General features: G+C 63.7%; 25 protein-coding genes. 13 read left to right on the top strand and 12 right to left on the bottom strand.

Going from position 1 to position 25,409, the window contains the following annotated elements:
- Nucleotides 1-12 precede the first annotated feature (12 nt).
- The 8 genes from CEW87_RS22865 to CEW87_RS00890 all read left to right on the top strand — a co-directional run bounded on the left by CEW87_RS22865 (nt 13) and on the right by CEW87_RS00890 (nt 6,849).
- Complete coding sequence (locus CEW87_RS22865; protein ID WP_267897182.1) at nt 13-147, top strand: hypothetical protein; 135 nt, start codon at nt 13-15, stop codon at nt 145-147.
- Complete coding sequence (glcE, locus tag CEW87_RS00920; protein ID WP_108971143.1) at nt 144-1,214, top strand: glycolate oxidase subunit GlcE; 1,071 nt, start codon at nt 144-146, stop codon at nt 1,212-1,214. Before CEW87_RS22865 ends, glcE begins: the two co-directional genes overlap by 4 nt.
- A gap of 2 nt (nt 1,215-1,216) precedes the next feature.
- Nucleotides 1,217-2,461 carry a glycolate oxidase subunit GlcF gene (gene glcF, locus CEW87_RS00915; RefSeq protein WP_108971142.1) on the top strand — a complete coding sequence of 415 codons (1,245 nt, stop codon included), beginning with the start codon at nt 1,217-1,219 and terminating at the stop codon, nt 2,459-2,461.
- Nucleotides 2,462-2,609: 148 nt separating this feature from the next.
- Nucleotides 2,610-3,383, top strand: a complete 774-nt coding sequence (locus tag CEW87_RS00910) for a PP2C family protein-serine/threonine phosphatase (protein WP_108971141.1) — start codon at nt 2,610-2,612, stop codon at nt 3,381-3,383.
- 266 nt (nt 3,384-3,649) lie between these two features.
- Nucleotides 3,650-4,774 carry an NAD(P) transhydrogenase subunit alpha gene (locus CEW87_RS00905; protein WP_108971140.1) on the top strand — a complete coding sequence of 375 codons (1,125 nt, stop codon included), beginning with the start codon at nt 3,650-3,652 and terminating at the stop codon, nt 4,772-4,774.
- Nucleotides 4,775-4,785: 11 nt separating this feature from the next.
- On the top strand, nt 4,786-5,091 hold the full coding sequence (locus CEW87_RS00900; RefSeq protein WP_108948930.1) for an NAD(P) transhydrogenase subunit alpha: 306 nt from the start codon (nt 4,786-4,788) through the stop codon (nt 5,089-5,091).
- Complete coding sequence (locus CEW87_RS00895) at nt 5,088-6,470, top strand: NAD(P)(+) transhydrogenase (Re/Si-specific) subunit beta (protein WP_108948929.1); 1,383 nt, start codon at nt 5,088-5,090, stop codon at nt 6,468-6,470. The genes CEW87_RS00900 and CEW87_RS00895 overlap by 4 nt, the downstream gene beginning before the upstream one ends.
- 64 nt (nt 6,471-6,534) lie before the next feature.
- Nucleotides 6,535-6,849: a hypothetical protein gene (locus CEW87_RS00890; RefSeq protein WP_108971139.1), complete on the top strand. Its 315-nt coding sequence runs from the start codon at nt 6,535-6,537 to the stop codon at nt 6,847-6,849.
- Between the two features lie 6 nt (nt 6,850-6,855).
- Here CEW87_RS00890 and CEW87_RS00885 read toward each other — a convergent pair whose 3' ends face one another.
- From CEW87_RS00885 to CEW87_RS00850, 8 genes are all read right to left on the bottom strand, one after another.
- Nucleotides 6,856-7,185, bottom strand: a complete 330-nt coding sequence (locus tag CEW87_RS00885; RefSeq protein ID WP_108976846.1) for a DMT family protein — start codon at nt 7,183-7,185, stop codon at nt 6,856-6,858.
- A gap of 61 nt (nt 7,186-7,246) precedes the next feature.
- Nucleotides 7,247-7,738, bottom strand: a complete 492-nt coding sequence (gene folK / locus CEW87_RS00880; protein ID WP_108971138.1) for a 2-amino-4-hydroxy-6-hydroxymethyldihydropteridine diphosphokinase — start codon at nt 7,736-7,738, stop codon at nt 7,247-7,249.
- Nucleotides 7,735-9,093, bottom strand: coding sequence for a polynucleotide adenylyltransferase PcnB (pcnB, locus tag CEW87_RS00875; RefSeq protein ID WP_108949250.1), 1,359 nt, complete (start codon nt 9,091-9,093; stop codon nt 7,735-7,737). Before pcnB ends, folK begins: the two co-directional genes overlap by 4 nt.
- Before the next feature lie 254 nt (nt 9,094-9,347).
- On the bottom strand, nt 9,348-10,133 hold the full coding sequence (locus CEW87_RS00870; protein ID WP_108971137.1) for a DeoR/GlpR family DNA-binding transcription regulator: 786 nt from the start codon (nt 10,131-10,133) through the stop codon (nt 9,348-9,350).
- Nucleotides 10,134-10,149: 16 nt separating this feature from the next.
- Nucleotides 10,150-11,241 (bottom strand): ABC transporter ATP-binding protein, encoded by a 1,092-nt coding sequence (locus CEW87_RS00865; protein WP_108971136.1) that lies wholly within the window; start codon nt 11,239-11,241, stop codon nt 10,150-10,152.
- A 27-nt stretch (nt 11,242-11,268) separates the two neighbouring features.
- Nucleotides 11,269-12,090 (bottom strand): carbohydrate ABC transporter permease, encoded by an 822-nt coding sequence (locus CEW87_RS00860; RefSeq protein WP_108971135.1) that lies wholly within the window; start codon nt 12,088-12,090, stop codon nt 11,269-11,271.
- Between the two features lie 14 nt (nt 12,091-12,104).
- Nucleotides 12,105-13,001 carry a carbohydrate ABC transporter permease gene (locus tag CEW87_RS00855; RefSeq protein WP_108971134.1) on the bottom strand — a complete coding sequence of 299 codons (897 nt, stop codon included), beginning with the start codon at nt 12,999-13,001 and terminating at the stop codon, nt 12,105-12,107.
- A gap of 67 nt (nt 13,002-13,068) precedes the next feature.
- The gene (locus CEW87_RS00850) at nt 13,069-14,370 is read right to left on the bottom strand and encodes an ABC transporter substrate-binding protein (protein ID WP_159098059.1); all 1,302 of its coding nucleotides are present in this window, start codon (nt 14,368-14,370) and stop codon (nt 13,069-13,071) included.
- A gap of 292 nt (nt 14,371-14,662) precedes the next feature.
- On the opposite strand from CEW87_RS00850, the gene CEW87_RS00845 reads away from it, so the two are divergent.
- Nucleotides 14,663-15,457 carry a phosphodiesterase gene (locus CEW87_RS00845; RefSeq protein WP_108971132.1) on the top strand — a complete coding sequence of 265 codons (795 nt, stop codon included), beginning with the start codon at nt 14,663-14,665 and terminating at the stop codon, nt 15,455-15,457.
- A gap of 4 nt (nt 15,458-15,461) precedes the next feature.
- On the opposite strand, the gene CEW87_RS00840 is transcribed toward CEW87_RS00845, so the two are convergent.
- Genes CEW87_RS00840 through CEW87_RS00830 form a run of 3 tightly spaced genes read right to left on the bottom strand, consistent with a single transcriptional unit; the run spans nt 15,462 to nt 17,942 of the window.
- Entirely contained in the window at nt 15,462-16,124 is a 663-nt protein-coding gene (locus tag CEW87_RS00840; RefSeq protein WP_108971131.1) for an HAD family hydrolase, read from the bottom strand.
- A 55-nt stretch (nt 16,125-16,179) separates the two neighbouring features.
- Nucleotides 16,180-16,866 carry a DnaA regulatory inactivator Hda gene (gene hda / locus CEW87_RS00835; RefSeq protein ID WP_108971130.1) on the bottom strand — a complete coding sequence of 229 codons (687 nt, stop codon included), beginning with the start codon at nt 16,864-16,866 and terminating at the stop codon, nt 16,180-16,182.
- Entirely contained in the window at nt 16,863-17,942 is a 1,080-nt protein-coding gene (locus CEW87_RS00830) for an AI-2E family transporter (RefSeq protein WP_108971129.1), read from the bottom strand. The genes hda and CEW87_RS00830 overlap by 4 nt, the downstream gene beginning before the upstream one ends.
- 139 nt (nt 17,943-18,081) lie before the next feature.
- On the opposite strand from CEW87_RS00830, the gene purM reads away from it, so the two are divergent.
- From purM to CEW87_RS00810, 4 genes are all read left to right on the top strand, one after another.
- Nucleotides 18,082-19,128 (top strand): phosphoribosylformylglycinamidine cyclo-ligase, encoded by a 1,047-nt coding sequence (purM, locus tag CEW87_RS00825; protein WP_108971128.1) that lies wholly within the window; start codon nt 18,082-18,084, stop codon nt 19,126-19,128.
- A 305-nt stretch (nt 19,129-19,433) separates the two neighbouring features.
- Nucleotides 19,434-20,567: an efflux RND transporter periplasmic adaptor subunit gene (locus CEW87_RS00820; RefSeq protein ID WP_108971127.1), complete on the top strand. Its 1,134-nt coding sequence runs from the start codon at nt 19,434-19,436 to the stop codon at nt 20,565-20,567.
- An 11-nt stretch (nt 20,568-20,578) separates the two neighbouring features.
- Nucleotides 20,579-23,665: an efflux RND transporter permease subunit gene (locus CEW87_RS00815; protein WP_108971126.1), complete on the top strand. Its 3,087-nt coding sequence runs from the start codon at nt 20,579-20,581 to the stop codon at nt 23,663-23,665.
- A 14-nt stretch (nt 23,666-23,679) separates the two neighbouring features.
- The gene (locus CEW87_RS00810) at nt 23,680-24,162 is read left to right on the top strand and encodes a hypothetical protein (protein ID WP_108971125.1); all 483 of its coding nucleotides are present in this window, start codon (nt 23,680-23,682) and stop codon (nt 24,160-24,162) included.
- A 126-nt stretch (nt 24,163-24,288) separates the two neighbouring features.
- Here the strand turns inward: CEW87_RS00810 and CEW87_RS00805 are convergent, their stop codons facing one another.
- A complete protein-coding gene (locus tag CEW87_RS00805; protein WP_108971124.1) occupies nt 24,289-25,407 on the bottom strand; it encodes a sensor histidine kinase in 1,119 nt (372 codons plus the stop codon).
- Nucleotides 25,408-25,409: the final 2 nt, after the last annotated feature.

Genomic DNA, 25,409 nt, shown 5'->3' with positions numbered 1-25,409 from the left:
GGGCGACTCAGCGTGGACAAGGGCTGGATACAGTTTCTGTTCGTTGCGGTGCCGGTGCTGTCCCTGATCGGTGCGTGGCTGACGCTGCGTGCTCGCATCGGGCGCGGCCCGGAGCACAAGACTAAAGACAAGGTGGATGAGCGATGAGTGACTTGGTTTCGGCCTGGGCCGAGCGGATTCGGGGGGCGGCTGCCAGTGGCACGCCGCTATGTATCGAGGGCGGCGGCAGCAAGCGCTTTGTGGGGCGCGAAGCGCACGGCGAAGTGTTGAATGTTGCGGAAAACAGCGGCATTGTCAGCTACGAGCCGACCGAACTGGTGGTGACTGCGCGTGGCGGTACGCCGCTTGCCGAGCTGGAGGCTGTGCTTGCCGAGCAGAATCAGTTTCTGGCCTTCGAGCCGCCGCATTTCGGCACAGGCGCAACGCTTGCAGGTTGCGTTGCAGCCGGCCTGTCGGGGCCGAGGCGGGCGTCGGCAGGCGCGGTTCGCGACTTCATGCTGGGTGTAAAAATTGTCGACGGTCGCGGCGAAGTGATGTCCTTCGGCGGGCAGGTGATGAAGAACGTCGCAGGCTACGACGTATCGCGATTGATCGCGGGCAGTCTGGGTACCTTGGGCGTCATCCTTGAAGTGTCGCTCAAGGTCCTGCCCCGCCCGGTGGCGGAGCAGACCCTGCGTTTCGCGCTCGACGAGGCCAGGGCCATCGACCAGCTCAACGAATGGGGTGGTCAGCCCTTGCCTGTGTCCGCTTCGGCCTGGGAGGACGGTGTGCTCACCTTGCGTCTTTCCGGCGCAGAAGCGGCAGTGCGCGCGGCATGCGCCCGGCTCGGCGGCGAGACACTCGGTGAGCAGACTGCCGCGGCGTTCTGGCAGGGTTTGCGTGAGCAGCAGTGTGACTACTTTGCCGACGGTGCTGAGTCGCCCTTGTGGCGGCTGTCGCTGCCAAGCGTTGCCGAACCGCTGCAGCTTGCGGGTACGCAGCTGATCGAATGGGGCGGGGCGCAGCGCTGGCTCTGTTCGGATGCACCTGCGGAAGCCATCCGCGCGCGCGCAGCGGCACTCGGCGGGCATGCAACGCTGTTCCGTGGTGGCGATCGCAAGAGCGAAGTGTTCACGCCGCTCGATGCACCCTTGCTGACCATCCACCGGCGCCTGAAGGCTGCCTTCGATCCCGCGGGGATTCTCAACCCCGGCCGGCTCTACCAAGGAATCTGAGCATGCAGACCCAGCTTGCCGACTTTATTCGCGATACGCCCGATGGACGCGAGGCCGACGAAATCCTGCGCAACTGCGTGCATTGTGGTTTCTGTACCGCCACCTGCCCGACTTACCAGTTGCTCGGCGATGAGCTCGACGGCCCGCGTGGTCGCATTTACCTGATCAAACAGGTGCTGGAAGGTCACGAACCGACCGAGAAGACCCGCCAGCATCTCGATCGCTGCCTGACGTGCCGGTCTTGCGAGTCGACCTGTCCGTCGGGGGTGCAGTACGGACGCCTGGTCGATATCGGCCGTCATGTGGTCGAGGCCAAGGTGCCACGTCGTGGTGCCGATCGTGCTGTACGCTGGGCCTTGCGCGAGTTCGTGCCGCGAGCAGGTTTGTTCGGCGCGGCGATGAAGGCCGGGCGGATGGTGCGTGGGATATTGCCGGAGACACTCAAGGACAAGGTTCCGCTCGCGCGACCAGCAGGCCCTTGGCCGCGCGCACGTCATGGCCGGCGCATGCTGACCCTGGCCGGTTGCGTGCAGCCCTCGATGGCCCCTTCGATCAACGCGGCGGCGGCGCGGGTGCTGGATACGCTCGGCATTTCGCTGAAGGAGGCGCCGGGCGCAGGTTGCTGCGGCGCGGTGCGCCACCACCTCAACGATCACGAAGGTGGCAAGGCGGACATGAAGCGCAATATCGACGCATGGTGGCCGGTGATTGAGGCCGGCGATATCGAAGCCATCGTCATGACAGCGTCTGGATGCGGCTCCCAGGTCAAGGATTACGGGCACATTCTGCGCAACGATCCTGCATATGCCGAAAAGGCACGAAAGGTGAGTGAGTTGACGCGCGATATCAGCGAGGTCGTCGTTGCCGAGATCGATGATCTGGCGCGTCTGCTCGCCGCCAAGGGCAACAGGCGCACGTCGCTGGCATGGCATGCGCCCTGTTCGCTGCAGCACGGCCTCAAGTTGCGTGGCGGCGTTGAACGACTGCTGGACGCTGCGGGCTATGATCTGACGCCGGTGCGCGACGCCCATCTTTGCTGCGGTTCGGCCGGCACCTACTCACTCCTGCAACCCGAGCTCTCGCACACGCTGCGTGATAACAAGCTGGCGGCCCTGTGCGAAGGCGGGGCGGGCACGATTGCGTCGGCAAACATCGGCTGCATCACACATTTGCAGGCCGGAACGCAGACCCCGGTGCGGCACTGGATCGAGCTTGTCGATTCACGGCTGAACGGATTTCCGGCTTGATCTTTTGCTGTGACAAGCGCATAAAACACAACTGAGGCCGTGATTTTCGTCACGGTGTTTGCAGTAAGCGTGGCTTCAGCCTGGCAATGACGCCCCAGCGTGGGCAGTCATTGCTATCATTGCGACCTTCGTTGTAGCCAGCCTTGTCATGCCCATTTCCGTCGAAACCTGTGTAGCGCGTCATATCGGCGACCGCAAGGAGCAGCAGGATCGCGTTGCGCTGTTTGCGCACCCGACGCGCCGCGGCACGATGATGGCCGTGCTCGCCGATGGCATGGGCGGTCATAGTGGCGGCGCCATGGCGGCAGAGCAGGTGATGCTCAAGGCGAGGCAGAACTTCGAGGCCTTCGCGCCCAGGCACGAAACCCCCGAGCATCTGCTGGACGGCGTGATCAATGAAGCGCATACGGTCATCCGCTTGACCCGCTTTACCAGCGAGCAGGATCCGCACAGCACGGTTGTCGTCTTCATGCTTTTCGACGGGCAGGCTTACTGGGCGCATTGCGGCGACTCGAGGCTCTATCATTTTCGCGATGGAAAGCCGCTGGCTCGAAGCAGCGATCATTCGCTGGTTGGCGAACTGCAGCGCAAGGGCAGGCTGGATGAGGCTGCAGCGCTCAATCACCCGCAGCGCAACGTACTGCTGTCATGCCTTGGCAGCGACCGCTTGCCGCAGATCAGTCATGGCTGCACTGTATCGCTTGCTGGCGGCGACAGCTTCCTGATCTGCTCCGACGGTCTTTGGGCCTATTTCTCCGATCAGGAACTCGCTGACGCGCTCCATTCACGCAAGGCGCGTGAGGCTGCGCAGTTTCTCATCGACGAGGCGAGGGTTCGCGCCGAGGGCTATGGAGACAATATCTCCCTGGCCATCATCAATTTTGTCGAAGTGCCGGCAGTGGCGGCCGTAGCGAGCAGCTGAGACGTCCGCGCGTTGCGAGCGCCCGAGCGGGGTGCCGGCTTCGCGCCTTCGGGCCGCCATTCGGCGTCCGATTTCTCCATTTTTCTTCCGGTCTCGCCCAATTCCCGTCCGGTTTCATGCCGGCAGAGTTGCAGCCAACGTGAGACGCGGTAATATCTGACAAGCGTCGGCCAGACACCGTAATGGTGTGAGGCAGGGAGAAACTACAATAATTCAAAGGCCCGACGTGCCTTAAGCCTTTTTAATCCCTAAGGGAGGAGTCGCCCATGCCTCTGTTGATCGGAGTGCCAGCGGAGACCATTGATGGAGAACGACGCTTGTCGGTCGTGCCGGATGTGGTCAAGAAATATCAGGGCCTCGGTGCCCATGTGATGATGCAGACCGGCGCAGGTGTGCCGGCGCATTATCGAGACGATGCCTTTGCCGAGATCAGCGTGGTCGATGACGCGCAGTCGGTGTTCGGCGAAGCCGAGGTGGTGCTGTGCGTGCAACCGCCGACGCCGGAGTCGATCGCGGTGATGAAGCCGGGCAGCGTGCTGCTGGGCATGCTGCAGCCGTGGGCGGACGCCGAGCGGGTGAAGCTGCTGCAGGAGAAGCAGATCACCGCCTTTGCGCTCGAACTGCTGCCGCGCATCTCGCGCTCGCAGAGCATGGACGCGCTCTCCAGCCAGGCCGCAGTGGCCGGCTACGAGTGCGCGCTGATTGCCGCGGACCACTCGCCCAAGTTCTTCCCCATGCTCACCTACGCCGCGGGCACCATCCGCCCGGCCAAGGTGCTGGTGATCGGTGCCGGCGTGGCCGGGCTGCAGGCGATTGCCACCGCGCGCCGGATCGGAGCCATGGTCGAAGCCTACGACGTGCGCCCCGAAACTCGTGAGCAGATCGAATCGCTCGGCGCCAAGTTCGTCGACACCGGCGTGGCCGCAGCGGGCACGGGCGGCTATGCGCGCGAACTCACCGACGAAGAGAAAGCCAAGCAGACCGAACGCCTGGCCAAGGCCGTGGCGCAGTGCGACGCGCTGATCACCACCGCGGCGATCCCGGGCCGGAAGGCCCCGCGCATCATCAGCGCGGACATGATCGCGAAGATGAAAGCCGGTGCGGTGGTCGTCGACATGGCCGCCGAGAGCGGCGGCAACGTCGAAGGCACGGTCGCGGGCGAGAAGGTGTGGATCAACGACGTGCTCGTGATCGGTCCCACCCACATCACCAGCCGCATGCCGGTGCATGCCTCGGAGATGTACGCCAAGAACCTGTTCAACTTCATTTCGCCTTTCATCAAGGACGGCGCGCTCGCGCTCGACTGGGAAGACGAAGTCATGGCCGGATGCTGTCTCACTCACGCGGGCGAAGTGCGCCACGCGGGCGTGAAGCAGATCCTAGGTCTGTAAGGAGAAACATCATGGAAGGCTTTGCCGCACTCTATATTTTCATGCTGGCCGCGTTTGCCGGCTACGAAGTCATCTCGCGCGTGCCGGTGATCCTGCACACGCCGCTGATGTCGGGCTCGAACTTCGTGCACGGCGTGGTGCTGATCGGCGCCATGGTCGCCCTCGGCCACGCCGACCCGGAAGATCCGGTGCAACTGGTGATCGGCTTCTTCGCGGTGTTCCTCGGCGCGGCCAACGCCGCCGGCGGCTACATCGTGACCGAGCGCATGCTGGCCATGTTCAAGCCCGGTGGGCGTAAGGAAGGGGGCGCGAAATGAGTTCAAACTGGTTTGTCAGCATGGCGTACTTCATCGCCGCGGTGGTGTTCATCCTCGGCCTGAAGGCCATGAGCTCGCCGGTGACCGCACGGCGCGGCATCGTCTGGGCCGGCTTCGCGATGATCGGCGCCACGGTGGTCACCTTCTTCATGCCGGGGCTGCACAACGTTGGGCTGATCGTTACCGCGATCGTGCTCGGCGGCGGCGTGGCCTGGTGGAGCGGCAAGACGGTGAAGATGACCGACATGCCGCAGATGGTCGCCATCTACAACGGCATGGGCGGCGGTGCGGCGGCGGCGATTGCCGGGGTCGAGCTGGTGCGCGGTGCGGCGCACGACGGCATCACCTCCACCCTGATGGCGCTGGGCGCGATCATCGGTGCGGTGGCCTTCTCCGGCTCCTGCGTGGCCTTTGCCAAGCTGCAGGGCATCATGAAGAAAGCGATCCGGCTGCCGGCGCAGAACAACGTCAACTTCTTCCTCGCGCTGGCCACCTTCGGCGTGGGCCTGACGGTGAGCTACTCGGCGCAACCGAGCGGCTTTGAAGTGTTCATCTTCTTCGTGCTCGCGCTCGCGCTCGGCACGGTGCTGGTGATGCCGATCGGCGGCGCCGACATGCCGGTGGTGATCTCGCTGCTCAACGCCTTCACCGGTCTGGCCGTGGGCTTCGAAGGCTTCGTGCTCGGCAACCCCGCGCTGATCGTGGCCGGTATCGTGGTCGGCGCCTCGGGTACGCTGCTCACGCAGCTGATGGCCAAGGCGATGAACCGCCCGATCAAGAACATCATCTTCGCCCCGCTTACTGGCGCGGCGGCAGAGGGTGAGGGCGAGGCGATCGAAGGCACCATGAAGGAGTTCTCCGCGCTCGATGCCGCGTCGGTGATGCGTTACGCGAGCAAGGTCGTCATCGTGCCCGGTTACGGCATGGCGGTGGCCGGGGCGCAGCACAAGGTGTGGGAGATGGCGCAGCTGCTCGAAGAGGCCGGGGTGGAGGTGGTGTTTGCCATTCACCCGGTGGCGGGGCGGATGCCGGGGCACATGAACGTGCTGCTGGCCGAAGCCGGCGTACCCTACGACAAGATCTTCGACCTTGAGGAGATCAATGCCGACTTCCCGCAGGCCGATGTGGCGCTGGTGATTGGTGCCAACGACGTGGTGAACCCGGTGGCGCGTACCGACAAGAGCAGCCCGATCTACGGCATGCCCATCCTCAACGTGGACATGGCGCACAACGTGATCGTGGTCAAGCGCGGCAAGGGCGCGGGCTACTCGGGCATCGAAAACGCGTTGTTCTACAAGGACAACTGCCGCATGCTGTACGGCAGTGCGCAGCAGGCCATTGGTGAGGTGATTACGCACGTGAAGGCGCTGGAGGCCTGATCCCTCAAGTTTGAACGAAGTCGGGCCGTAGACTGGAGGGTATCCCTTTCCGGTCTGCGGCCCGATGCGTTTACCCCTGCTTGTTACCTTGATCAGCCTTGTCTGCATGCCGCTGGCGCATGGTCAGGGCACGCCTGCGCCCGCAGCCGCGGCTGCGAAGGAAGTGGCGCTGGACAAGGACTGGCGCAGCACCGAGGGCTATACCTTTCCTGCGCTGGCGAAGACCGTGGCCGACATGCAGAACCTTGCCCATGCAATGCATCTGCGCGACTACTGTTCGGATCTCAGGGTGTCGGATGAGTTTGTGCGTGAGCGTCTTGCCCGCTTCAGTCAGCTGACCGGGCGCCAGGAAACCTGCCGCAGCCTGCTGGACTACTGATCGTGGTCAGTTGCGGAAGATGAAATACACGGCGCCCAGCATGCACAGCGCAGCCCACAGGTAGTCCAGCTTCAGCGGCTGCTTCATGTAGATCACCACGAAGGGGACGAAGACCACCAGCGTGATCACTTCCTGCATGATCTTGAGCTGGGCAAGATTGAGCGTTGTGGCGCCGATCCGGTTTGCCGGAACCTGCAACAGGTATTCGAACAGGGCGATGCCCCAGCTCAGCAGTGCGGCGACATACCACGCGCGGTGCTGCAGGTTCTTCAGGTGTCCATACCAGGCGAAGGTCATGAACACGTTGGAGAGCGTCAGCAGCGCGGCCGTCTGCATCCACACGGGAACGCTCTGCAGGGCGGCAGGGACGGTGAGCCAGGCGGGCACGGCGGAGATGTCAGAGGCGGGAAATCTGCTGGTCGGCCACGCCGGGCAGCAGGTCTGTTACCCGGCCGATGCCCGGAACCGAGGCATGGGGCGCGATCTCTGCCAGCGGCTGCAGTACGAATGCGCGTTGGTGCATGCGCGGATGCGGCAGCACCAGGCCCGGCTCGTCGACGACCGCGTCGCCGTGCAGGAGGAGATCGAGATCCATGGTCCGCGGCGCCTGATGGTAGTCGCGGGTGCGCCCGCCGGCATGTTCGATTGCGAGCAGGGATTCAAGCAGGGGCCGTGGCGCGAGCGTGGTGTTGATCGCGATGACGGCATTGGTGTAGTCCGGCTGCTCGCCTTCCACGCCAACCGGCGCGGTGCGGTAACACGACGAGTAGGCGACGACACGGGTTCCGGGAAGTGCGGACAGCGCCTTGATGGCGCAATCGAGCGCCGCGCGAGGTTCCCCCAGGTTGGCACCAAACGCGACGTACGCACGCACGAGGGTTGAGCTCATTCTGCGCTGCTGTCCGCCATTGCTGCTTCACCGTCGGCTGCTGCGGGTTTGCGCCGTTTGCGGCGGCGCTTCTTTGCAGGCGCGTCGGCCGTCTGCGGGGCTGCTCGCAGCAGGTTTTCGCGCTGGTCGTGCCCGGCGTGTGCGAAGTTGTTCCACCAGTCGGGAATCTCCATCGGGATCTCGCCCGACTGCGCACGCAGGCGCAGGAAGTCCCAGCCGGCGCGGTAGCGCGGCTGCTCGATCAGGCGGTAGGGCGTCTTGCCTGCACGCTTGTCGAAGCGCGGTTGCAGCGCCCAGATGTCCTTGATGTCGCCAACGATGCGGCGGGTGATCGCGAGCTTGCGCGCCTGTGTATCGAGGACTTCGTCCATCGCCTCGAACAGTGCGGGCTGGTTTGCGACGCCGGCACTCTTGCGAACCTCCCAGGCCTTGAGCACTTCGTGCCACAGCAAGGTGGCGAAGAGGAAGCCCGGCGAGACGGATTTGTCCTGGCGCACGCGTTCGTCGGTGTTCTCCAGCGACAGCCACACGAAGCGCTCGCCCATCGGCTGTTCGAGGATGACGTCGAGCAGTGGCAGCAGGCCGTGATGCAGTCCTTCTTCGCGCAACTGGGTCAGGCACTTGACCGCGTAGCCCGAGAACAGCAGCTTGAGCATCTCGTCGAACAGGCGTGCCGCGGGCACGTTTTCCAGCAGCACGGCCATCTCGCGGATCGGCGCGCGCGCGGCCGGGTCGATCGACAGCCCCAGCTTGGCGCCGAGGCGTACGGCGCGCAGCATCCGCACCGGATCTTCGCGATACCGTGTGCGCGGGTCGCCGATGATGCGCAGCGTTTTCTGCCGCACATCGGCAACGCCGTGGTGGTAATCGATGATGGTTTCGGTGCCCGGATCGTAGTACAGCGCATTGACGGTGAAATCGCGTCGGCTGGCGTCTTCTTCCTGCGAACCGTAAACGTTGTCGTGCAGGACGCGTCCGTGCTCGTCGGTCTCGGCGTCCTGACTGGCGCGGAAGGTCGAGACTTCGATGGTCTCGGGCCCACTCATCACGTGCACGATCTTGAAGCGGCGGCCGATGATGCGCGAGCGCCGGAACAGCGCGCGAACCTGCTCCGGTGTGGCGCTGGTGGCCACATCGTAATCCTTGGGGGGGTGGCCAATCAGGAGGTCACGCACTGCACCGCCAACCACATAGGCCTTGTGACCGTTCTCCTGCAGCACGGCGCAGGTCTTGCGCGCAGCGGGCGAAAGTTGTTCGCTGCGAATGCCATGCAGGTCGACGGGAATCAGGGCCGGGTCGGTGCGGACAGGGGTGGCAACGCGGGTAAAGACCTTGCGTAGCAGTTTTCGAATCATCGAGGCTTCAGTTTTTCGTGCGAGTCAAGCCTGCAATCATAACCGATGCAGCCGCAGGCCACGACGGATTGGCGTGTTCAGGGCGACGAGATACCCGTCGGAGCACGCGCTGTGGCGGATGTGCACCGGAGTCGTTTGGACTTACCGCGGTCGCCTGCTCGACGCACGGCAACAGCAGCGGGCCATGGGGCGCGTCGCAGTGTCAGCATGATGCTGTGAGCTTCCAGCGATCAGTTTGATGCGAGACGACAGAATCAGGCGCGCTCCAGCTCGCCTTGTTCATGATTGACGTTAGCCACGATGACGCGTGTCCGGGGGGCGAGCGCCTGCGCCAGTTCGACGGGTGGTTGTGAGTCGGTAACGAGGACGTCGATGTCGTCGAGGCTGCAGGTGCGGACGAGGCCTGCACTGCCGAATTTGCTCGCATCCGCAAGCAGGACGACCTGCGCGGCGTGCGGGATCAGTGTGCGCTTGTACTCGGCTTCGTAAAGGTCAAAATCCAGGCAGCCGCCCGTCGTCAAGGCAGCGACCGACAGCATGAACAGGGCTGGCGAGAACTGTGCCGCAAAGCTGATTGCAGAGGCACCTACCATTGTCATGTCACTGGTGCGCAACTCGCCCCCAGGAACGATGATGCGGTTGCTGTTGCCTCCTTCGGCAAGCAGCCTGGCGACCTGAATCGAGGGGGTGATGATGGTGAGGCCCTTGCGTCGAGCAAGTCGCCGCGCAAGAAAACAGGCAGTGCTGCTGTTGTCCAGAAACAGCGTGCTGTCCTCAGCGACCAGTTCGGCGCTGGCACAAGCAATTGCGTGCTTGCTTGACGCCCGGGTGCGCAGGCGTTGCTTGAAAGGCGCTTCGGAATGCTCCGCGCTCAGACGGGCTCCGCCGTGAAAGCGCTCGATGAGGCCTTCGTCCGCAAGGCGTTTGAGATCGCGGCGAATGGTCTCATCCGAAACGTTGAGCGAGCGTGCCAGTTCCAGAATGCTCAGGGTGGGGGTGGCGTGGAGGATTTCGACTATTTTTTCTTGTCTGATATTCATTTCTGTCGCGCTTCGCTCAGGCCTGTGCGGATCCGGAAACAGGGTCGAAAAGCCGTGCGCGACGGGTGTCGATGCCGAGCACGACCTGCTGTCCGGGTTGCGGAAGCTGTTCTGCGCTGACCCGAGCAACGAGGCGATGGTGCCCCAGATCCACCTCTGCCAGCGCGTCAGCTCCGAGCAACTCGACCCGGCCGACCGTGCCGTGGGCCATGAATTGCCCCCCAGGCAGTGTATCCGCCGGCGCAAGAAAGAGTTCCTCGGGGCGGATCCCGAGGAGGATGTCGTCGCCTGCCGGTGCGGGCGTTGGACCGTCGAGCGTGATCCTGAACGACATGCCATCGATGACCCTGCCTTCAGCTGTTTGACTGTGACGGCATCGCAGGAGGTTCATTTCAGGGGCACCGATAAAGGCGGCGACGAAGGTGTTGGCGGGCTTGCGGTACACCGTCATCGGCGTGTCGAATTGCTGCAACCGGCCTGCAGCCATGACAGCGATCCGGGTCCCGAGTGTCATGGCCTCCACCTGGTCGTGGGTGACGTAAACCACAGTGATGCCCAACTCCGAATGCAGGCGCTTGAGTTCGGCGCGCATGTGGTTGCGCAGCTTTGCATCGAGGTTGGACAGGGGTTCATCAAACAGGAAAACCTTGGGTTTGCGGACCAGGGCTCGCCCAATGGCCACGCGCTGGCGCTGACCACCGGAGAGTTCGTTGGGTTTGCGCAGCAGCAGATCCTCGATGTGCAGGATGGATGCAGCCTCGTGCACCCGTGCTTCGATCTCGCGCTTGTCCAGGCGTGTGGTCTTCATCAACCCGAAGGCCATGTTCATGTAGGCCGTCATGTGCGGATAGAGTGCATATGACTGAAACACCATCGCGATGTCACGTTGTTGTGGCGGAACCTCGGTCACATCCTTGCCGTCGATCAGCAGACGGCCGGAAGTGATGCTCTCCAGGCCGGCGATCATCCGCAGGGTGGTGGATTTTCCGCAGCCCGAGGGGCCGACGAGAACGGTGAATTCGCGGTCGGCGATGTCCAGATCGAGGGCTTCGACGGCGGTCTGGGTACCGTAGGTCTTGCCGACCTGTTGCAATGAGAGGCTTGCCATCAGTGTGGTCCTTTCTGCGTATTCGATTTACTTGATGCCGGCATGCATGAAGCTGTCGACGAAGCGGCGTTGGAAAATGACGAAGAACAGCAGCAGCGGCGAGACAACGACGATCGTGGCGGCCATCAGCCTTGTCCAGTCGGCGCCGCTGTCGGCCTTGGCCAGCAGTCCGAGTCCGATGGGCAGGGTGCGCACTTCCTCGCTGTTGGTGACCAGTAGCGGCCACATGTAGTCGTTCCAGTGTGTCACCACGGAGATGATGGCAAACGCCACCAGGGTCGGTTTTACCAGCGGAAGATATACGTGCCACAGCGTCGACAGGTGCCCGCATCCGTCGAGGCGGGCGGCATCGGCGAGCTCTGCGGGTACCTGGCGGAAGGCCTGGCGCAGCATGAAGGTGCCGTAGCCGCTGGCGACGAAGGGGACGATCAGCGCCCACAGGCTGTTCATCAGGCCGAGCTCACGGATGGTCACGAAGTTGGTCAGGAAAATCGCGTAGATCGGAAACATGATCTGCACCAGAAACAGCCCGAACAACAGGTTCTTGCCCGGGAAGCGCAGACGGGCAAACGCGTAAGCGGCCAGGGTGATGGTGATGAGCTGGGCAGCGATGATGCTGCCCGTAACCAGCACCGAGTTGATCAGGTAGCGGCCGAAGGGCGCTACCGACAGGGCCGCAGGGTAGTTTGACCACTGTGCGACACTGGGGAGCCAGCCGGCTGCGCTGTCGAAGACCTCGGACTTGGTCTTGAGCGAAGTGACGCCGATCCAGAGCATGGGGCTGAGCCAGAGCAGTGCGAGCGGCAGCAGCACGAGGTGGTGCCAGTACTTGCTTAGGGTATGACGCATGAGCGAGTCCTTCTCTAGCTGCCGAGGTAGTGAACCCGACGCCCGAGCGTGGCAGCAAGGATGGCGATCAGGGCAATGATGAACAGGAGCAAGGCATTGGCGACGGCCGACGCATAGCCGATGTCCTGAAACTGGAAGGCGTTCTGGTAAATGTAGAAGGTCAATACATTGGTTGCGTCTGCCGGCCCGCCCTGCGTCATCACGTAGACGTAATCGAAGATCTGGTACGAATGCAGCACGCCGATGATGATCACGAAGTAGAGCGTCGGCGAGATGAGCGGGATCGTGATGTGCAGCAATTGGCGTGTGGCGGAGACGCCGTCCAGCCTCGCCGCTTCGTAGAGGTCGCGCGGTACCAGCTGCAGGGCCGCCAGCAGAATCAGCATGAAATAACCGGCGTATTTCCAGACGCTCATCAGGATGATGGCCGGCATGGCCCAGCTGCGGTCGTAGAGCCATTCGAGGCGGGGCAGCCCGAGTGCAGCCATGAGCCCGTTGATCGGGCCGTAACCGGGGGCATACAGAAATACCCAGACCATGCCGGCGGCGACCGACGGGATCATGACCGGGTAGAAAAAGGCCGAGCGGTAGAAGGCCATGCCGCGCAGCTTGGTGTCGAGGGCGACGGCAAGCAGCAGTGCACAGATGATGGACAGCGGGATCGTGAGCAGCGTGTACATGGCGGTGTTGCCGAAGGACTTCCAGAACAGGCCGTCGGCGAGCAGGCGGGTGTAATTCTCCAGCCCGAGGAAGAAGATCTCCGGCGAACCGAGCATGACATCGTGAAAGCTGAACCAGACCGAACGCAGGATCGGCCAGTAGGTGAACAGGGCCAGAAACACGAGCGACGGCAGCAGCATCAGGGCCGCAGCAGGGATGTCGCGCAGGTCTTCGTGGTTGAATCGGGGCATTTGCAGATCGTCCTTGCGGAAGGGGTGGGGCACGCATACCTGAGGTATCCGTGCCCCGGGTGCAGGCTCAGCCGCGACGGCGCAACATGCGCTGAATCTCGCGATTCGAGCTGGCGGTCGCCTCACGCAGCGCAGCGTCGGGGCGGATCTCACCGATCAGGGTGCGGTCGATCGCGCTCTTCAGATACTCGCGCACCTTGTGATAGCCCGGCACCTGCAGGAAGGCGCCGGCGAAGGCGGCCTGGTCGAGGGCAATCCTTGCCTCCGGCACCTCGGCAACAAAGCTCGTCATTTCGGCGCTTTCCCACGACGACTTGCGCGCGGCGAGGTAGCCGGTTTCCTTGCACCACATGGACTGGTTGGCCGTGTTGGTCATCCAGCGCGCAAAGGCCCAGCATGCACGCTTGTGCGCGTCTGGCTGATGCTTGGCGATCAGGATCGGGCCACCGCCCATGCTCGCGCCAAAGGTCTTGTTCTTGGGCATCGGTGCGACGCCGACCTCGAACGGGGAGGACTTGCGCAGATTGGTCATCGACCCGGTGGAGTGGTAGAGCATGGCCGTGCGTCCTGCCATGAAGTCGTTGGCCGAGCCCTGCCAGGTGGATGCGGTCGGCATTACGCCGGCTTGCGCCATGCGCAGCCAGAATTCGAGCGCATCCACCGATTCGGCGGCGTCGAACATCACCTTGTCCTTGGTCCACGGCACCAGCCCGTTCTGCCGGACGTAGCTCTCGAACATCCAGTCGTGCCATCCGCCGCCGATGGTCAGCCCCCACTGGGTGACGTCCTGCCCCTGACGTACGGTCAGCGCCTTTGCAGTCGCGAACAGTTCGTCCCAGTTGTTGGGGGCGGACTTGATGCCGGCCTTGGCCAGCGCGGCCTTGTTGTAATACAGGACAGGCGTGCTGCACTGGAAGGGCAGGCCGTAAAGCTTGTCGTCCGAAATGCAGGTGCCAAGGAAGCCGGGCAGGAAGTCCTGGTAGATGTCATCCGCCTTGGCCAGCGCTGTGACGTCCTCGAGCGCACCCATGCTGAGGAAGGTCTGCAGTGCGGAGTTGATCGGCAGCCACGTGCCCGGAGGGTCGCCAACACCGAGTGAGGTCATGACTTTCTGTTCGGTATTGTCGTAGCTGCCTGCGTAGATGGCCTCGACAAGAATGTCCGGGTTAGCGGCGTTGAAGCCGCTGATCATGCCGGAGACGATGCGGTTGATGTCGCCGGATACGCCGACCGGATACATGAAGCTGAGCTTGACCTGTTCCTTGCCTGATGCCAGCAGGGGCATGCCGCCGAGCATGCCGGCGACTGACAGGGCTGCGGTGTTGCCGAGGAAAGTGCGCCTCGAGATGCGGGTATTGCTGGAATTCATGATCGTTGATCCTTCTTCGCGATGGGAGGGTAGATCGCACGACATTCGCGGCGGGAGCGTCTCGCGAACACCGGAGACCGCCGAAAACCGGGCCCCCGCACTTTCGGTCTGTCTGGTTACGACAGCGTGACGGTTTGTTGATAGTTGTTGATTGGCGAGGTTTCAGTGTTGAAATTTGTTGGAATGATGTGTTCTTCATCGTGGTGTCACAGCAGAGTGCTTCGATGGCAGCTGGTGACACGCCGGTTCGCCGCCCGGGTGGTGTCAAACGAAGGATGAAGAGGAGGCATGCATGCTCGTTGCCCAGGTCTCGGACCTGCACATCAGCCGTGAGAGCGGCTTTCTGGACGGAAGGGTCGCCCCCCGGCAGTGCCTTGAGCGGGCGGTTGCCCACCTGAACCGCCTGGTGCCACGCCCCGATGTCGTGTTGGTCAGCGGTGACTTGACCGAGCACGGCGGTGCGGACGAGTACGCCCTTGTCCGCGAATCACTGTCTGCGCTGCAGATGCCGGTATTTGCCGTTCCCGGCAATCATGACTCGGCGGCGATGATGCGTGACTGTCTGCCGGTTCAAGTCCCCGCGCGTGAGCCGGGGCACGCGTCGTTCGTGATCGAAGGGCCGCAGTTACGGCTCATCGGGCTGGATACGTCGGTAGACGGCAAGGCTTATGGCGAACTATGTGCGAATCGTCTCGCATGGCTCGAAAACGCATTGACCGGGGGCGGCGGGACGCCGGTGCTGATCTTCATGCACCACCCGCCGTTCGACACCGGCATCGAGGCAATGGATCGTTGCGGGCTTCTGCACGGGCGTGATCGGTTTGGAGAAATCGTCCGCAGAAACGCCTCCGTGTCGGGCATCGTGTGCGGGCACGTGCACCGCCCCATTCAAACAACGGTGGGCGGGGTGCCCGTGCATGTCGCCAGTTCGGCGGCGCACCAGGTTGCGCTCGATCTGCGCGAGGGGGCGGCACTCGCATACTGCCTCGAGCCCGGGCGGGTATCGCTCCACCGCTGTGTGCCCGGCATGCCGATGGTCAGCCACTCGAGCTATATCGACAGCTTCCCCGGGCCGTTTCCGTTCTGAGTGTTCAGCGCAGCGAGATCACCGGCCAGGCGTGGCTTGCTGCATATGCGCGCAGGGTGTCGTCCGGGTCGACCGCAACCGGTTGCTGCACGCGCTGCATCAGCGGCAGGTCGTTGTGCGAGTCGCTGTAGAACCATGTGCTGTCGAAGCTGCCGTCGTGGAGTCCGAGGGATTCGAGCCAAGCATCGACGCGTTCAATCTTGCCCGCCTTGAACGAGGGCGTGCCGCGTGGCTTGCCGGTGAACTGGCCATTCTCCTGTGCCGGGATGGTGGCGATCAGGTGCGGGATGCCGAATTCGCGCACGATCGGTCCGGTGACGAAGCTGTTGGTGGCAGTGACCACCGCGACCATCGCATTGCTCGAAAGGTGTTGTTCGACCAGGGCTCTGGCCTTCGGGGTGATCATCGGCCGAATGCTCTGTTCCATGAACTCGCGGTGCCAGGTGTCGAGCTGTTCACGCGGGTGGCGGGCGAGCGGTGCGAGCTGGAAGTCGAGGAACTCGTGAATGTCCAGGGTGCCACTCTTGTACTGTTCGTAAAAGGCGATGTTCTTTGCCTCCTGCACTTCACGGTCGAGCACGCCCTTGCCGATCAGGAACTGGGCCCAGGCGAAGTCGGAGTCGCCGGCAAGCAAGGTGTTGTCGAGGTCGAACAGTACGAGATCCATGTGGTGGTCCGGGTAAGCGTGGTGATGGTTTCGATGTGGTGGTGTGATGCTGCGTTCAGATGGCCAGGCCCTGCTGCATCATCTCGCGCAGCAGGGGCAGGGTGATCGGACGCTTCTGCTCCAGTGACGCGGCGTCGAGTGCGTTGAAGGCCGCGAGCAGGCTGGGCAGGTCGCGACGGCCATGGCGCATCAGGAAGTCGACGACGTCGTCGCCGAGGCGCAGGCCACGACGTTCGGCCAGGGTTGCGAGAATCGCTGCGCGCGAATCGTCGTCCAGCGGCTGGACTTCAAAGATCAGGCTCTGTCCGATGCGGGTGCGCAGGTCTTCGCGCAGCGCGAGGGCCAGCGGCGGTTGCAGGCCTGCAAGCAGCAGCGACTGTCCGTTAAGCCGGGCGCGGTTGAAGGCGTTGAAGAGCGCGATTTGCGCTTCCGGGCGCAGGCGGTCGATGTCGTCGATGGCCAGCAGCGCGTCCGGCGTTTCGGGCAGCGCGTCACGCACGGTGTCGGCGTTCAGGTAGTGCGTCTGGCGGCCATTGGCCGCAGCAACCGCGACCGCGGCCTGCAGCAGGTGGCTGCGGCCCTTGCCGCTCGTCCCCCACAGGTAGAGATGTGGTGCGGGCAGCAGGCTGCGGTCGGTCGCGAGAAGCGACAGGCTGGCGACGAGCTCGCTGTTGGCGCCGACCACGAAATTGTCCAGCGTGGGTGGGGCGTCGCTGCGGATGTCCAGTACCAGTTGCTTCATGTGTCGTTCCGTTGGCCCAGATAGACCGGGCTGGAAAACCAGGCTGCGCTGAGTTCGCGCAGGCCGACCAGCAAGGCTGCACTCACCGGCAGTGCGACCAGCACGCCGACAAAGCCGAACAGCTGACCGAAGGCCATCAGGGCGAAGATGACGGCCAGCGGATGCAGGCCGATGCGCTCGCCGACCAGGTAGGGCGTGAGCAGAAAACTCTCGAGCAGCTGGCCAACGCCATAAACCACGGCGACGCCGATCAGCGGCGACCAGCTGTCGCCCTGCAGCAGGGCCGCGAGAATGGCCAGCAGCAGGCCCCCGCCAAAGCCGACGTAGGGGATGAATACGAGCAGGCCGGTGATGACGCCGACCGGCAGCGCGAACTTGAGTCCGGCAAGCCAGAGTCCGAGGCTGTAGAAAATGGCCAGCAGCAGCATCACCGAGAGTTGGCCGCGCAGGAATTCCGACAGCACGGAGTCAACGTCGCCGATGATGCGCATGGTGCGGTCGATCCAGGGGCGCGGCACGACGTGTTGCAGCCCTGCAACAATGCGGGGCCATTCCTGCAGCAGGTAGAACATCACCACCGGAATCAGGAACAGGTTGGCAAGCACGCCGACAATGGCAATGCCGCCCGTCTTGAGGTGGCCAAGGAGGATGGGGATCAGGTCCTGCGCATTGTCCCAGTGCTGGGTCATCCAGCTGCGGACCTGCGCAGAATCAAGCTGCAGGTCGATATTGAAGCGTGCCTGCAGCAGGGGGCTCACGCGGAGGTTGAACAGCTCGATCAGGTCGGGCAGGCGTCGCATCAGGGTGACGGCTTCGCGGTACAGCATCGGCATCAGGATCAGCGTCAGCGTCACCAGAATCAGGCCGAGGCCGGTGATGACCAGCAGCACGGCGGCGGCGCGCGGCACTTTTCGTCGCACCAGCCAATTGACCGCAGGGTCGCAGATATAGGCAAATACGCCGGCTACGACGAAGGGTGCAAGGATGGGAGACAACAGCCAGAACAGGCCGACCAGTGCCAGGGCGGCACCTGCCCAGGCAGCAGTTTGCAGACGATCGGCGCGGGGCGTGTTCATTTCAAGTAAAATTATGGGCTAGCTGCGGGCCGATATGACCCGCGAAACACGTAAATGTAGCCACTTGGCGGTATTGCCTCAAGCTCGGGGCGCTGCCACAGGGGTTGAATTCTGCTTCCGTACTGCCAGAGGAACGATCTTGAGCGCGCACAAAACCTCCCTTTCCTATCGTGATGCCGGTGTCGACATCGAGGCCGGCGACGCCCTGGTCGACCGCATCAAGCCTTTCGCCAAGCGCACCATGCGTCCCGAAGTGCTCGGTGGCATCGGCGGTTTCGGCGCGCTGTTCGAACTGTCGAAAAAATACCGCGAGCCGGTGCTGGTGTCCGGCACTGACGGTGTAGGCACCAAACTCAAGCTGGCGTTCCACTGGAACAAGCATGACACCGTTGGTCAGGACCTGGTGGCCATGAGTGTGAACGATATTCTGGTGCAAGGTGCGGAGCCGCTGTTCTTTCTCGACTACTTCGCCTGCGGCAAGCTCGATGTCGACACCGCGGCCGATGTGGTCAAGGGCATCGCCCAGGGCTGCGAACTCTCCGGTTGCGCCCTGATCGGCGGCGAAACCGCCGAGATGCCCAGCATGTACCCCGATGGCGAATACGACCTCGCCGGCTTTGCGGTGGGTGCAGTGGAGAAGGCCGACATCATCGACGGCTCGAAGATCGTGCCGGGCGACGTGGTGCTTGGCCTGGCCTCGAGCGGTGCGCATTCCAACGGCTACTCGCTGATCCGCAAGATCATCGACGTCGCCCAGCCTGATCTGGACGCCGATTTCCATGGCCGCAAGTTCCGCGACGTGGTGATGGAGCCGACCCGCCTCTACGTCAAGCCGCTGCTGGCGCTGATGCAGGCGATGCCGGGCGTGGTCAAGGGCATGGCCCATATTACCGGTGGCGGCATTACCGAAAACGTGCCGCGCATCCTGCGCGACGCACTCGTCGCACGCATCGACGCAGCGAGCTGGACGCTGCCGCCGCTGTTCCAGTGGCTGCAGGAGGCCGGCAACGTCGACATGCAGGAGATGTACCGGGTGTTCAACTGCGGTATCGGCATGGCGGTGGTGGTTGCAGCAGACCAGGCCGACGCGGTGACCGCACAGCTGAGTGCTGCAGGTGAGACGGTGCATCGCATCGGTCGCATCGATGCGCGCCAGGATGGCGAGGCGCAGACGATTGTCGGCTGAGCGCTGAAATTCACTGTTGAAGCATTGCGAGGGCCGGAGATGTTTTCCGGCCTTTTTGTTTGTGTAATCCGCGCCTTGGAGTGTGTGTGGATGCGAGCTCGGGCCGGCGCCTCGTGTGACCCGCCGGCACCCGTGCGAAAAGGCTTTGGTGCAAATGGAACTCCGGACGCAGCTTGTGCTCTGAATGCTGCCGTCACAAAAAAATCGCTGCGACCGGAGCGGTGCGTATGGTCCGCCCGTCATATGCGTGTTGTGTGACAATTCTTCGCCCATTTGTCGTTCAACCTGACCAGAGTTTCGCTGTCATGTCCATCCGTCGCCCGCTGGTCCTTGCCCTGAGCCTTGCTGGACTCGTAATGCTCGGGCTCTATGCCTGGCAGGCCAGCCGAACTTCCGCGATGCCCGTGCGCGTCGGCGGGGGGGCTGCTTCGGCCGCTGCTCAGCCTGGCGCAGCCAGGGCCGTTGGCGCTGCAGTGGCGGTGGAGGTGCAGCCGGTCAGGGCTCAGCCCATGGCCGACGATGTCACTGCGGTAGGGTCGCTGGTGTCAAACGAGTCGGTCGTGCTGCGTCCGGAGGTGGCTGGCCGCATCGCAGAGATCGGCTTTCGCGACGGTGCACCGGTGCGCAAGGGGGCCGTGCTGGTGGCCTTCGATGCCGCCGTGCAGCGTGCAGAACTCCAGCAGGCGCAGGCGAGTCTGAATCTGGCCGTGGCCAATCACCGCCGTGCGGAAGATCTGTTCGCGCGCAAGTTCTTCAGCCAGAGCGGCCTCGACACCGCGCAGTCACAACTGGAGGCGGCGCGCGCATCGGTGGCGCTGGCGCAGGCACGTTTCGAGCGTACCCGGATTCGGGCCCCCTTTGATGGCATTGCCGGGATCCGCAAGGTGAGTGTCGGCGACTACATCAAGGATGGCGAGGCGCTGGTCAACGTCGAGGATGTTGCCACGCTCAAGCTTGATTTCCGTTTGCCCGAGCTTTACCTCGGACGGCTGCAGGTCGGGCAGCGGCTCGAAGTCACGAGCGATGTGCTGCCGGGCGAGCGTTTCGACGCCACGCTCGACGCCATCGACCCGCTGGTCGATGCCCAGGGCCGTGCGGTGCAATTGCGTGCCCGGCTGGCGAACAGCGGCAATCGTTTGCGCCCCGGTGTTTTCGTGCGTGTGCGCCTGATTCTGGAGGCCCGCCCCGCGGTGCCTGTCGTTCCCGAAGAGGCGCTGGTTGCCGCACCTGGAAACGTGCAGTTCGTCTATCGCGTCGATGACGGCAGGGCAAAACGGGTTGATGTGCTCACCGGGGCACGTCGGGCCGGCATGGTCGAGCTCGTCGAAGGGCCTGCCGTCGGCGATACAGTGGTGACGGCCGGTCAGCTCAAGCTGCGCGATGGTGCTGCGGTGAGCATCGTGCCGGTGGCTGCGGTCGCCGCCGCTGGCACGGACTGAGCGAGGGCACCGTGGTTCTTTCCGAAATCTGCATCAAGCGCCCGGTCTTTGCGACCGTGCTGTCGCTGATGGTGCTGCTCGTCGGCCTGATGTCGCTGTCGCGCCTGACCATTCGCGAGTATCCGAACATCGACGAACCGGTGGTCACGGTCGACACCACGTATCGCGGCGCCAGTGCCGAAATCGTCGAATCCCAGGTCACCAAGCCACTGGAAGACTCGCTGGCCGGCATCGAAGGCGTCGATGTGCTGTCGTCGATCAGTCGCCAGGAGCGCAGCCAGATTACGGTGCGCTTCCGCATCGAGCGCAGTGCCGACAGTGCGGCGGCCGACGTGCGCGACCGGGTGTCGCGGGCGCGGCGCATGCTGCCCGATGATGTGGACGAACCGGTGATCGCCAAGGTGGAGGCCGATGCCAGTCCGATCATCTGGGTCGCGTTCTCGTCCGACCGCCATTCGCCGCTGGAGATGAGCGACTTTGCCAGCCGCATCGTCAAGCCCAGGCTGCAGACCTTGCCCGGGGCGGCCGATGCGCGCGTGTATGGCGAGCGCCGCTACTCGATGCGGGTGTGGATCGATCGCGATCGCCTGGCCGCCTTCGGTCTCGTCGCGCAGGATGTCGAGGATGCCATCCGGCGTCAGAACGTCGAGCTTCCTGCTGGGCGCATAGAGGGGCGCGAGCGCGAGTTCGCGGTGGTGGCGCGCACCGACCTGGTCGATCCGCAGCAGTTCGGTGCGGTGGTGGTGCGTCCGGCCAGCACCCCTGATGGCTACCCGGTGCGGATTCGTGACATCGGCCGCGTCGAGGTTGCGCCCGCCAATGAGCGCACGTCGGTGCGCTTCATGGGCAAGCCCGCCATTTCGCTGGGCCTGATCAAGCAGTCCACCGCCAATCCGCTGGAGCTCAAGAAGGGCTTGCTGGAGATGTTGCCCAGGCTCGAGGCTGAGCTGCCCGAGGGCATGTCGATGACGATCGCCAATGACACGACCGTGTTCATCGAGCGCTCGATCGCTTCGGTGTTCTCCACCATCTGGGAAGCGGTGCTGCTGGTGGCGATCGTGTGCCTGTTCTTCCTGCGCAACTGGCGCGCGATGCTGGTGCCCCTGGTCACCATCCCGGTGTCGCTGGTCGGGGCTTTCGCGCTGATGTACGCGATGGGGTTTTCGGTCAATACGCTGACACTGCTGGCGCTGGTGCTCGCCATCGGGCTGGTGGTCGACGATGCCATCGTGGTGCTGGAGAACATCTACCGCCATATCGAGGAGGGCATGGCGCCAATGGCGGCAGCCTTCCGTGGCGCAAAGGAGATCGGTTTCGCGGTCGTGGCGATGACCGTCACGCTGGCCGCAGTGTATGCACCGGTTGCCTTCATGACCGGCCGGACAGGCAAGCTCTTCGCCGAGTTTGCGCTGACCCTGGCGGGAGCGGTGATCGTGTCGGGTTTCGTGGCGCTCACGCTGTCGCCGATGATGTGCTCAAAGCTGCTGCGCCATGAACGCAGTCATGGATGGCTGTACCTCCTGATCGAACGTTTTCTCGTCGGCCTTGGTTCCACCTACCGGCGTGTGCTCACGCGCATGCTGGAAATGCGCTGGCTGGTGATGCTCGCGTTTGGCCTGGTTGCGGCCTCCGCGGTAGTGCTGCTCGGGGCGCTCAAGTCCGAACTGGCGCCGGTCGAGGATCGTGGCCGGGTGGTCAGCATCTTCAGCGGCCCGGAAGGAGCGACGATCGATTACATGGCGCGCTACGCGGCACAGGTCGAGGACATCTTCAGCCGCACGGCCGACATTGATCGCTATCTGGTCATCACCGGGAATCCGACGGTATCCCAGGGCATCTCCTTTGCCGGCTTTACCGACTGGTCGGAGCGCGAGCGCAATGCGTCCGCGATCGCGAGCGAACTGGGGCCAAAGCTGAGGGCGATTCCCGGCATCAATGCCTTCCCGGTCTTGCCGGCAGCTTTCGGGCAGAGTTCGCGGTCGCGTCCGATCAATGTCGTGGTGCTCAGTTCGGCGTCTTACGAGGAGCTGGGCGAGTACACCGACAGGATTGTCGACGAGTTGCAGGCCAACCCCGGCTTCATCTCGCCGGACACCGATCTGAAGCTCACCAAGCCCGAACTCGGGGTGCTTGTCGACCGGGAGAAGGCCGCAGACCTCGGGGTTTCGATCGATGTCATCGGACGCACGCTTGAAACGATGCTCGGCGGCCGCCAGGTCACGCGCTACAAGCGCGATGCGGAGCAGTACGACGTGGTGGTGCAGATGGATGCCGGCAGCCGGACCGACCCGCGCGACATCCGCGACATCTTCGTGCGCGGCAAGGATGGCGGAATGGTGCCGCTGTCCAATCTGCTCACCGTGGATGAGAGTCTGAGCCCGCGCGAGCTCAATCACTTTGGCCAGCGTCGTGCGGTGGCAATCACGGCCAATCTGGCGCCCGACTACTCGATGGGTGAGGCCCTCGCCTTCGTGGAAGAGGTCAGCCGCCGCGTGCTGCCGGCCGGCTACACCATCGACTACGATGGACAGTCGCGCGAGTTCAAGAGCAGTTCCGCAAGTCTCGCGCTGACCTTTCTGCTCGCACTGGCCTTCATCTATCTGGTGCTGGCAGCCCAGTTCGAAAGTTTCCGCGATCCCTTGATCATCATGCTCACCGTCCCGCTGTCGATGGCTGGGGCGCTTGCTGCGCTGTGGCTGACCGGCGGCACGCTCAACGTGTATAGCCAGATCGGGCTGGTCACGCTGGTGGGCCTGATCACCAAGCACGGCATCCTGATCGTCGAGTTCGCCAACCAGTTGCGCGAAGGGGGCGAGTCGCTGCGTACCGCGGTCATCGAAGCATCGGTCACGCGTTTGCGCCCCATTCTCATGACCACCGGCGCCATGGTTCTGGGCGCGATTCCGCTCGCACTGGCCACCGGCGCCGGGGCGGAAAGCCGGCAACAGATCGGCTGGGTGATTGTCGGCGGTCTGCTGCTGGGCACTTTCTTCACACTCTTCGTCGTACCGACGGTCTATACTTTAGTCGCACGCCGCGAGCGTCAGCCTGATCTGGCGGCTGAACGCCCGGGCCGTCTGGCGTCGGAGGACGCCTGATACCGGAGGGCATCATGGATACCACAATGCGGCTTCCCGCCGCGGATACTGCCGCTTTGCAATCAGCCCGCCAGTCGTCACGACAGGCTGAGCAGGCGGTTGTCCGCGATTCGGGTGCCGAAGACACCGAGTCCTCGGCGCAGGTCAGCATCAGCGATGAGGGCCGGGCTGCGGAGCAGGCCGCAGTCCTGAGCGCGCAGGCTGCTCAGGCAAACGAAAGCGGGGTCGAAGTCGTGACCCGGCCGGCAGAGGCAGCGGCAAGCCGTGAGACTGAATCAGCCGTGGCGACGCCGGGGCCGGCCAGCGATCCTGCGAGTGTCCGGCAGACGCCGGAAGCTTCGGCGGGCGCGCGTGGTGTGTCGACCGCGACTGCGCAGGCAGAAAACGAACCCGACGCCGCTTCGGCTGCAAATCAGCCAGCGGTTCAGCTCTATCTGGACAATTCGTCGCGTCCGAGCAGCCAGGCTGCTCCCTCCACGGTTCGCGTTTCGGCCTGATCTGTTCCGCTGGCATGGGTGGTGGTCAGTCGCTGTGCGCGGTGCATGACCCGCTGAGCGCCGGTCTGTCGCCGGCCAGGCAGTGATCGTGCCCGGGCCGGGCAGTTCTCCACTTCACGATACCTTTCAGGCGGGCCATTCCAGGTGGAAGCAGGCGCCCTTGCCCGGGCTGCTTTCGGCCCATGCGCGCCCGCCCATGCGCTCGATGGCCTTCCTCACGATTGCGAGTCCAATGCCCGTGCCCGGGTATCTGTCCGACGGGTGCAGGCGCTGAAAGATGTCGAATATGCGGTTGCTGTGCCGCATGTCGAAACCGATGCCGTTGTCACTGACCCACAGGTGCTGGCGATCGGCGTTTTGCTCAAAGCCGATTTCGATGCTTGGGGAGGGCTCCGATGCCGCGAACTTCACGGCATTGCCGATTAGGTTTCTGAGCGCAAGTTCGATCCCCCTGCGATCTGCACTCAGGCTGCCTGTGGCGGTGACGGTGACCTGCACCGTGCTCGCGTCGAGTTCGCGCTGATAGAGCTGCAAGGCGCTCTCAATGAGCGGCTTCAGTTCCAGCGTAGCGGTTTTCTGTGTGCTGCGTTCGATGCGCGAATAGACGAGCATGTCGTCGATCAGGGTGTTCATGTGAGCGACACTGAGGCCGATTCGCTCGAGATAGCCCTTCGCCTCGGGCGCCAGGCGTTCGGCGTACTCTTCCATCAGTAGCCCGCGGTAGCCGTCGATTGCGCGCAGCGGTGCCTTGAGATCATGTGCGACCGAAAAGGCGAAGGTGTCGAGTTCCCGGTTGGCGCGGGTGAGCGTGACGTTTGCGCGTTTCAGGTCGTCACGCGACTCTTCGATCTGCCGGTACAGCGAGAGGGTGCGGATCACGGAGCGAAGCTTGGCTTCCAGAATATCCACGCTCACCGGCTTCACCAGGTAGTCGTCGCCTCCGGCTTCCAGTCCCTCGATGAGCCGTGCGGAGCTGTCGAGGACGGTGAGGTAGATGATTGGCACCCAGCGTTCGCCACACTGCGCCCGGAGGCGGCGCGTGGTCTCGAAGCCGTCGATCGTCGGCAGCAGGACATCCATCAGGACAAGGTCGGGTTCCTCTCGCTCGAAAAGGGCAATGGCGTCGTCGCCAGTGGCTGTCGTGACGACGCGCTGGCCCAGCGCCCCGAGAAAGGCTTCGCAGGCTTCGCGCTGCAAGGGATCGTCTTCGACGACCAGTACCTTGAGTGAGGGCAATGCTTCCATGG

Source organism: Parazoarcus communis (genome assembly GCF_003111665.1).
Taxonomy (GTDB): Bacteria; Pseudomonadota; Gammaproteobacteria; order Burkholderiales; family Rhodocyclaceae; genus Parazoarcus; species Parazoarcus communis_B.
This window is presented reverse-complemented; position numbering and strand designations above follow the sequence as displayed.

Coding starts and splice junctions, on each gene's coding strand:
- glcE (WP_108971143.1), top strand. CDS start 144: ATGAGTGACTTGGTTTCGGCCTGGGCCGAGCGGATTCGGGGGGCGGCT.
- glcF (WP_108971142.1), top strand. CDS start 1,217: ATGCAGACCCAGCTTGCCGACTTTATTCGCGATACGCCCGATGGACGC.
- CEW87_RS00910 (WP_108971141.1), top strand. CDS start 2,610: ATGCCCATTTCCGTCGAAACCTGTGTAGCGCGTCATATCGGCGACCGC.
- CEW87_RS00905 (WP_108971140.1), top strand. CDS start 3,650: ATGCCTCTGTTGATCGGAGTGCCAGCGGAGACCATTGATGGAGAACGA.
- CEW87_RS00900 (WP_108948930.1), top strand. CDS start 4,786: ATGGAAGGCTTTGCCGCACTCTATATTTTCATGCTGGCCGCGTTTGCC.
- CEW87_RS00895 (WP_108948929.1), top strand. CDS start 5,088: ATGAGTTCAAACTGGTTTGTCAGCATGGCGTACTTCATCGCCGCGGTG.
- CEW87_RS00890 (WP_108971139.1), top strand. CDS start 6,535: ATGCGTTTACCCCTGCTTGTTACCTTGATCAGCCTTGTCTGCATGCCG.
- CEW87_RS00885 (WP_108976846.1), bottom strand. CDS start 7,185: ATGCAGACGGCCGCGCTGCTGACGCTCTCCAACGTGTTCATGACCTTC.
- folK (WP_108971138.1), bottom strand. CDS start 7,738: ATGAGCTCAACCCTCGTGCGTGCGTACGTCGCGTTTGGTGCCAACCTG.
- pcnB (WP_108949250.1), bottom strand. CDS start 9,093: ATGATTCGAAAACTGCTACGCAAGGTCTTTACCCGCGTTGCCACCCCT.
- CEW87_RS00870 (WP_108971137.1), bottom strand. CDS start 10,133: ATGAATATCAGACAAGAAAAAATAGTCGAAATCCTCCACGCCACCCCC.
- CEW87_RS00865 (WP_108971136.1), bottom strand. CDS start 11,241: ATGGCAAGCCTCTCATTGCAACAGGTCGGCAAGACCTACGGTACCCAG.
- CEW87_RS00860 (WP_108971135.1), bottom strand. CDS start 12,090: ATGCGTCATACCCTAAGCAAGTACTGGCACCACCTCGTGCTGCTGCCG.
- CEW87_RS00855 (WP_108971134.1), bottom strand. CDS start 13,001: ATGCCCCGATTCAACCACGAAGACCTGCGCGACATCCCTGCTGCGGCC.
- CEW87_RS00850 (WP_159098059.1), bottom strand. CDS start 14,370: ATGAATTCCAGCAATACCCGCATCTCGAGGCGCACTTTCCTCGGCAAC.
- CEW87_RS00845 (WP_108971132.1), top strand. CDS start 14,663: ATGCTCGTTGCCCAGGTCTCGGACCTGCACATCAGCCGTGAGAGCGGC.
- CEW87_RS00840 (WP_108971131.1), bottom strand. CDS start 16,124: ATGGATCTCGTACTGTTCGACCTCGACAACACCTTGCTTGCCGGCGAC.
- hda (WP_108971130.1), bottom strand. CDS start 16,866: ATGAAGCAACTGGTACTGGACATCCGCAGCGACGCCCCACCCACGCTG.
- CEW87_RS00830 (WP_108971129.1), bottom strand. CDS start 17,942: ATGAACACGCCCCGCGCCGATCGTCTGCAAACTGCTGCCTGGGCAGGT.
- CEW87_RS00820 (WP_108971127.1), top strand. CDS start 19,434: ATGTCCATCCGTCGCCCGCTGGTCCTTGCCCTGAGCCTTGCTGGACTC.
- CEW87_RS00810 (WP_108971125.1), top strand. CDS start 23,680: ATGGATACCACAATGCGGCTTCCCGCCGCGGATACTGCCGCTTTGCAA.
- CEW87_RS00805 (WP_108971124.1), bottom strand. CDS start 25,407: ATGGAAGCATTGCCCTCACTCAAGGTACTGGTCGTCGAAGACGATCCC.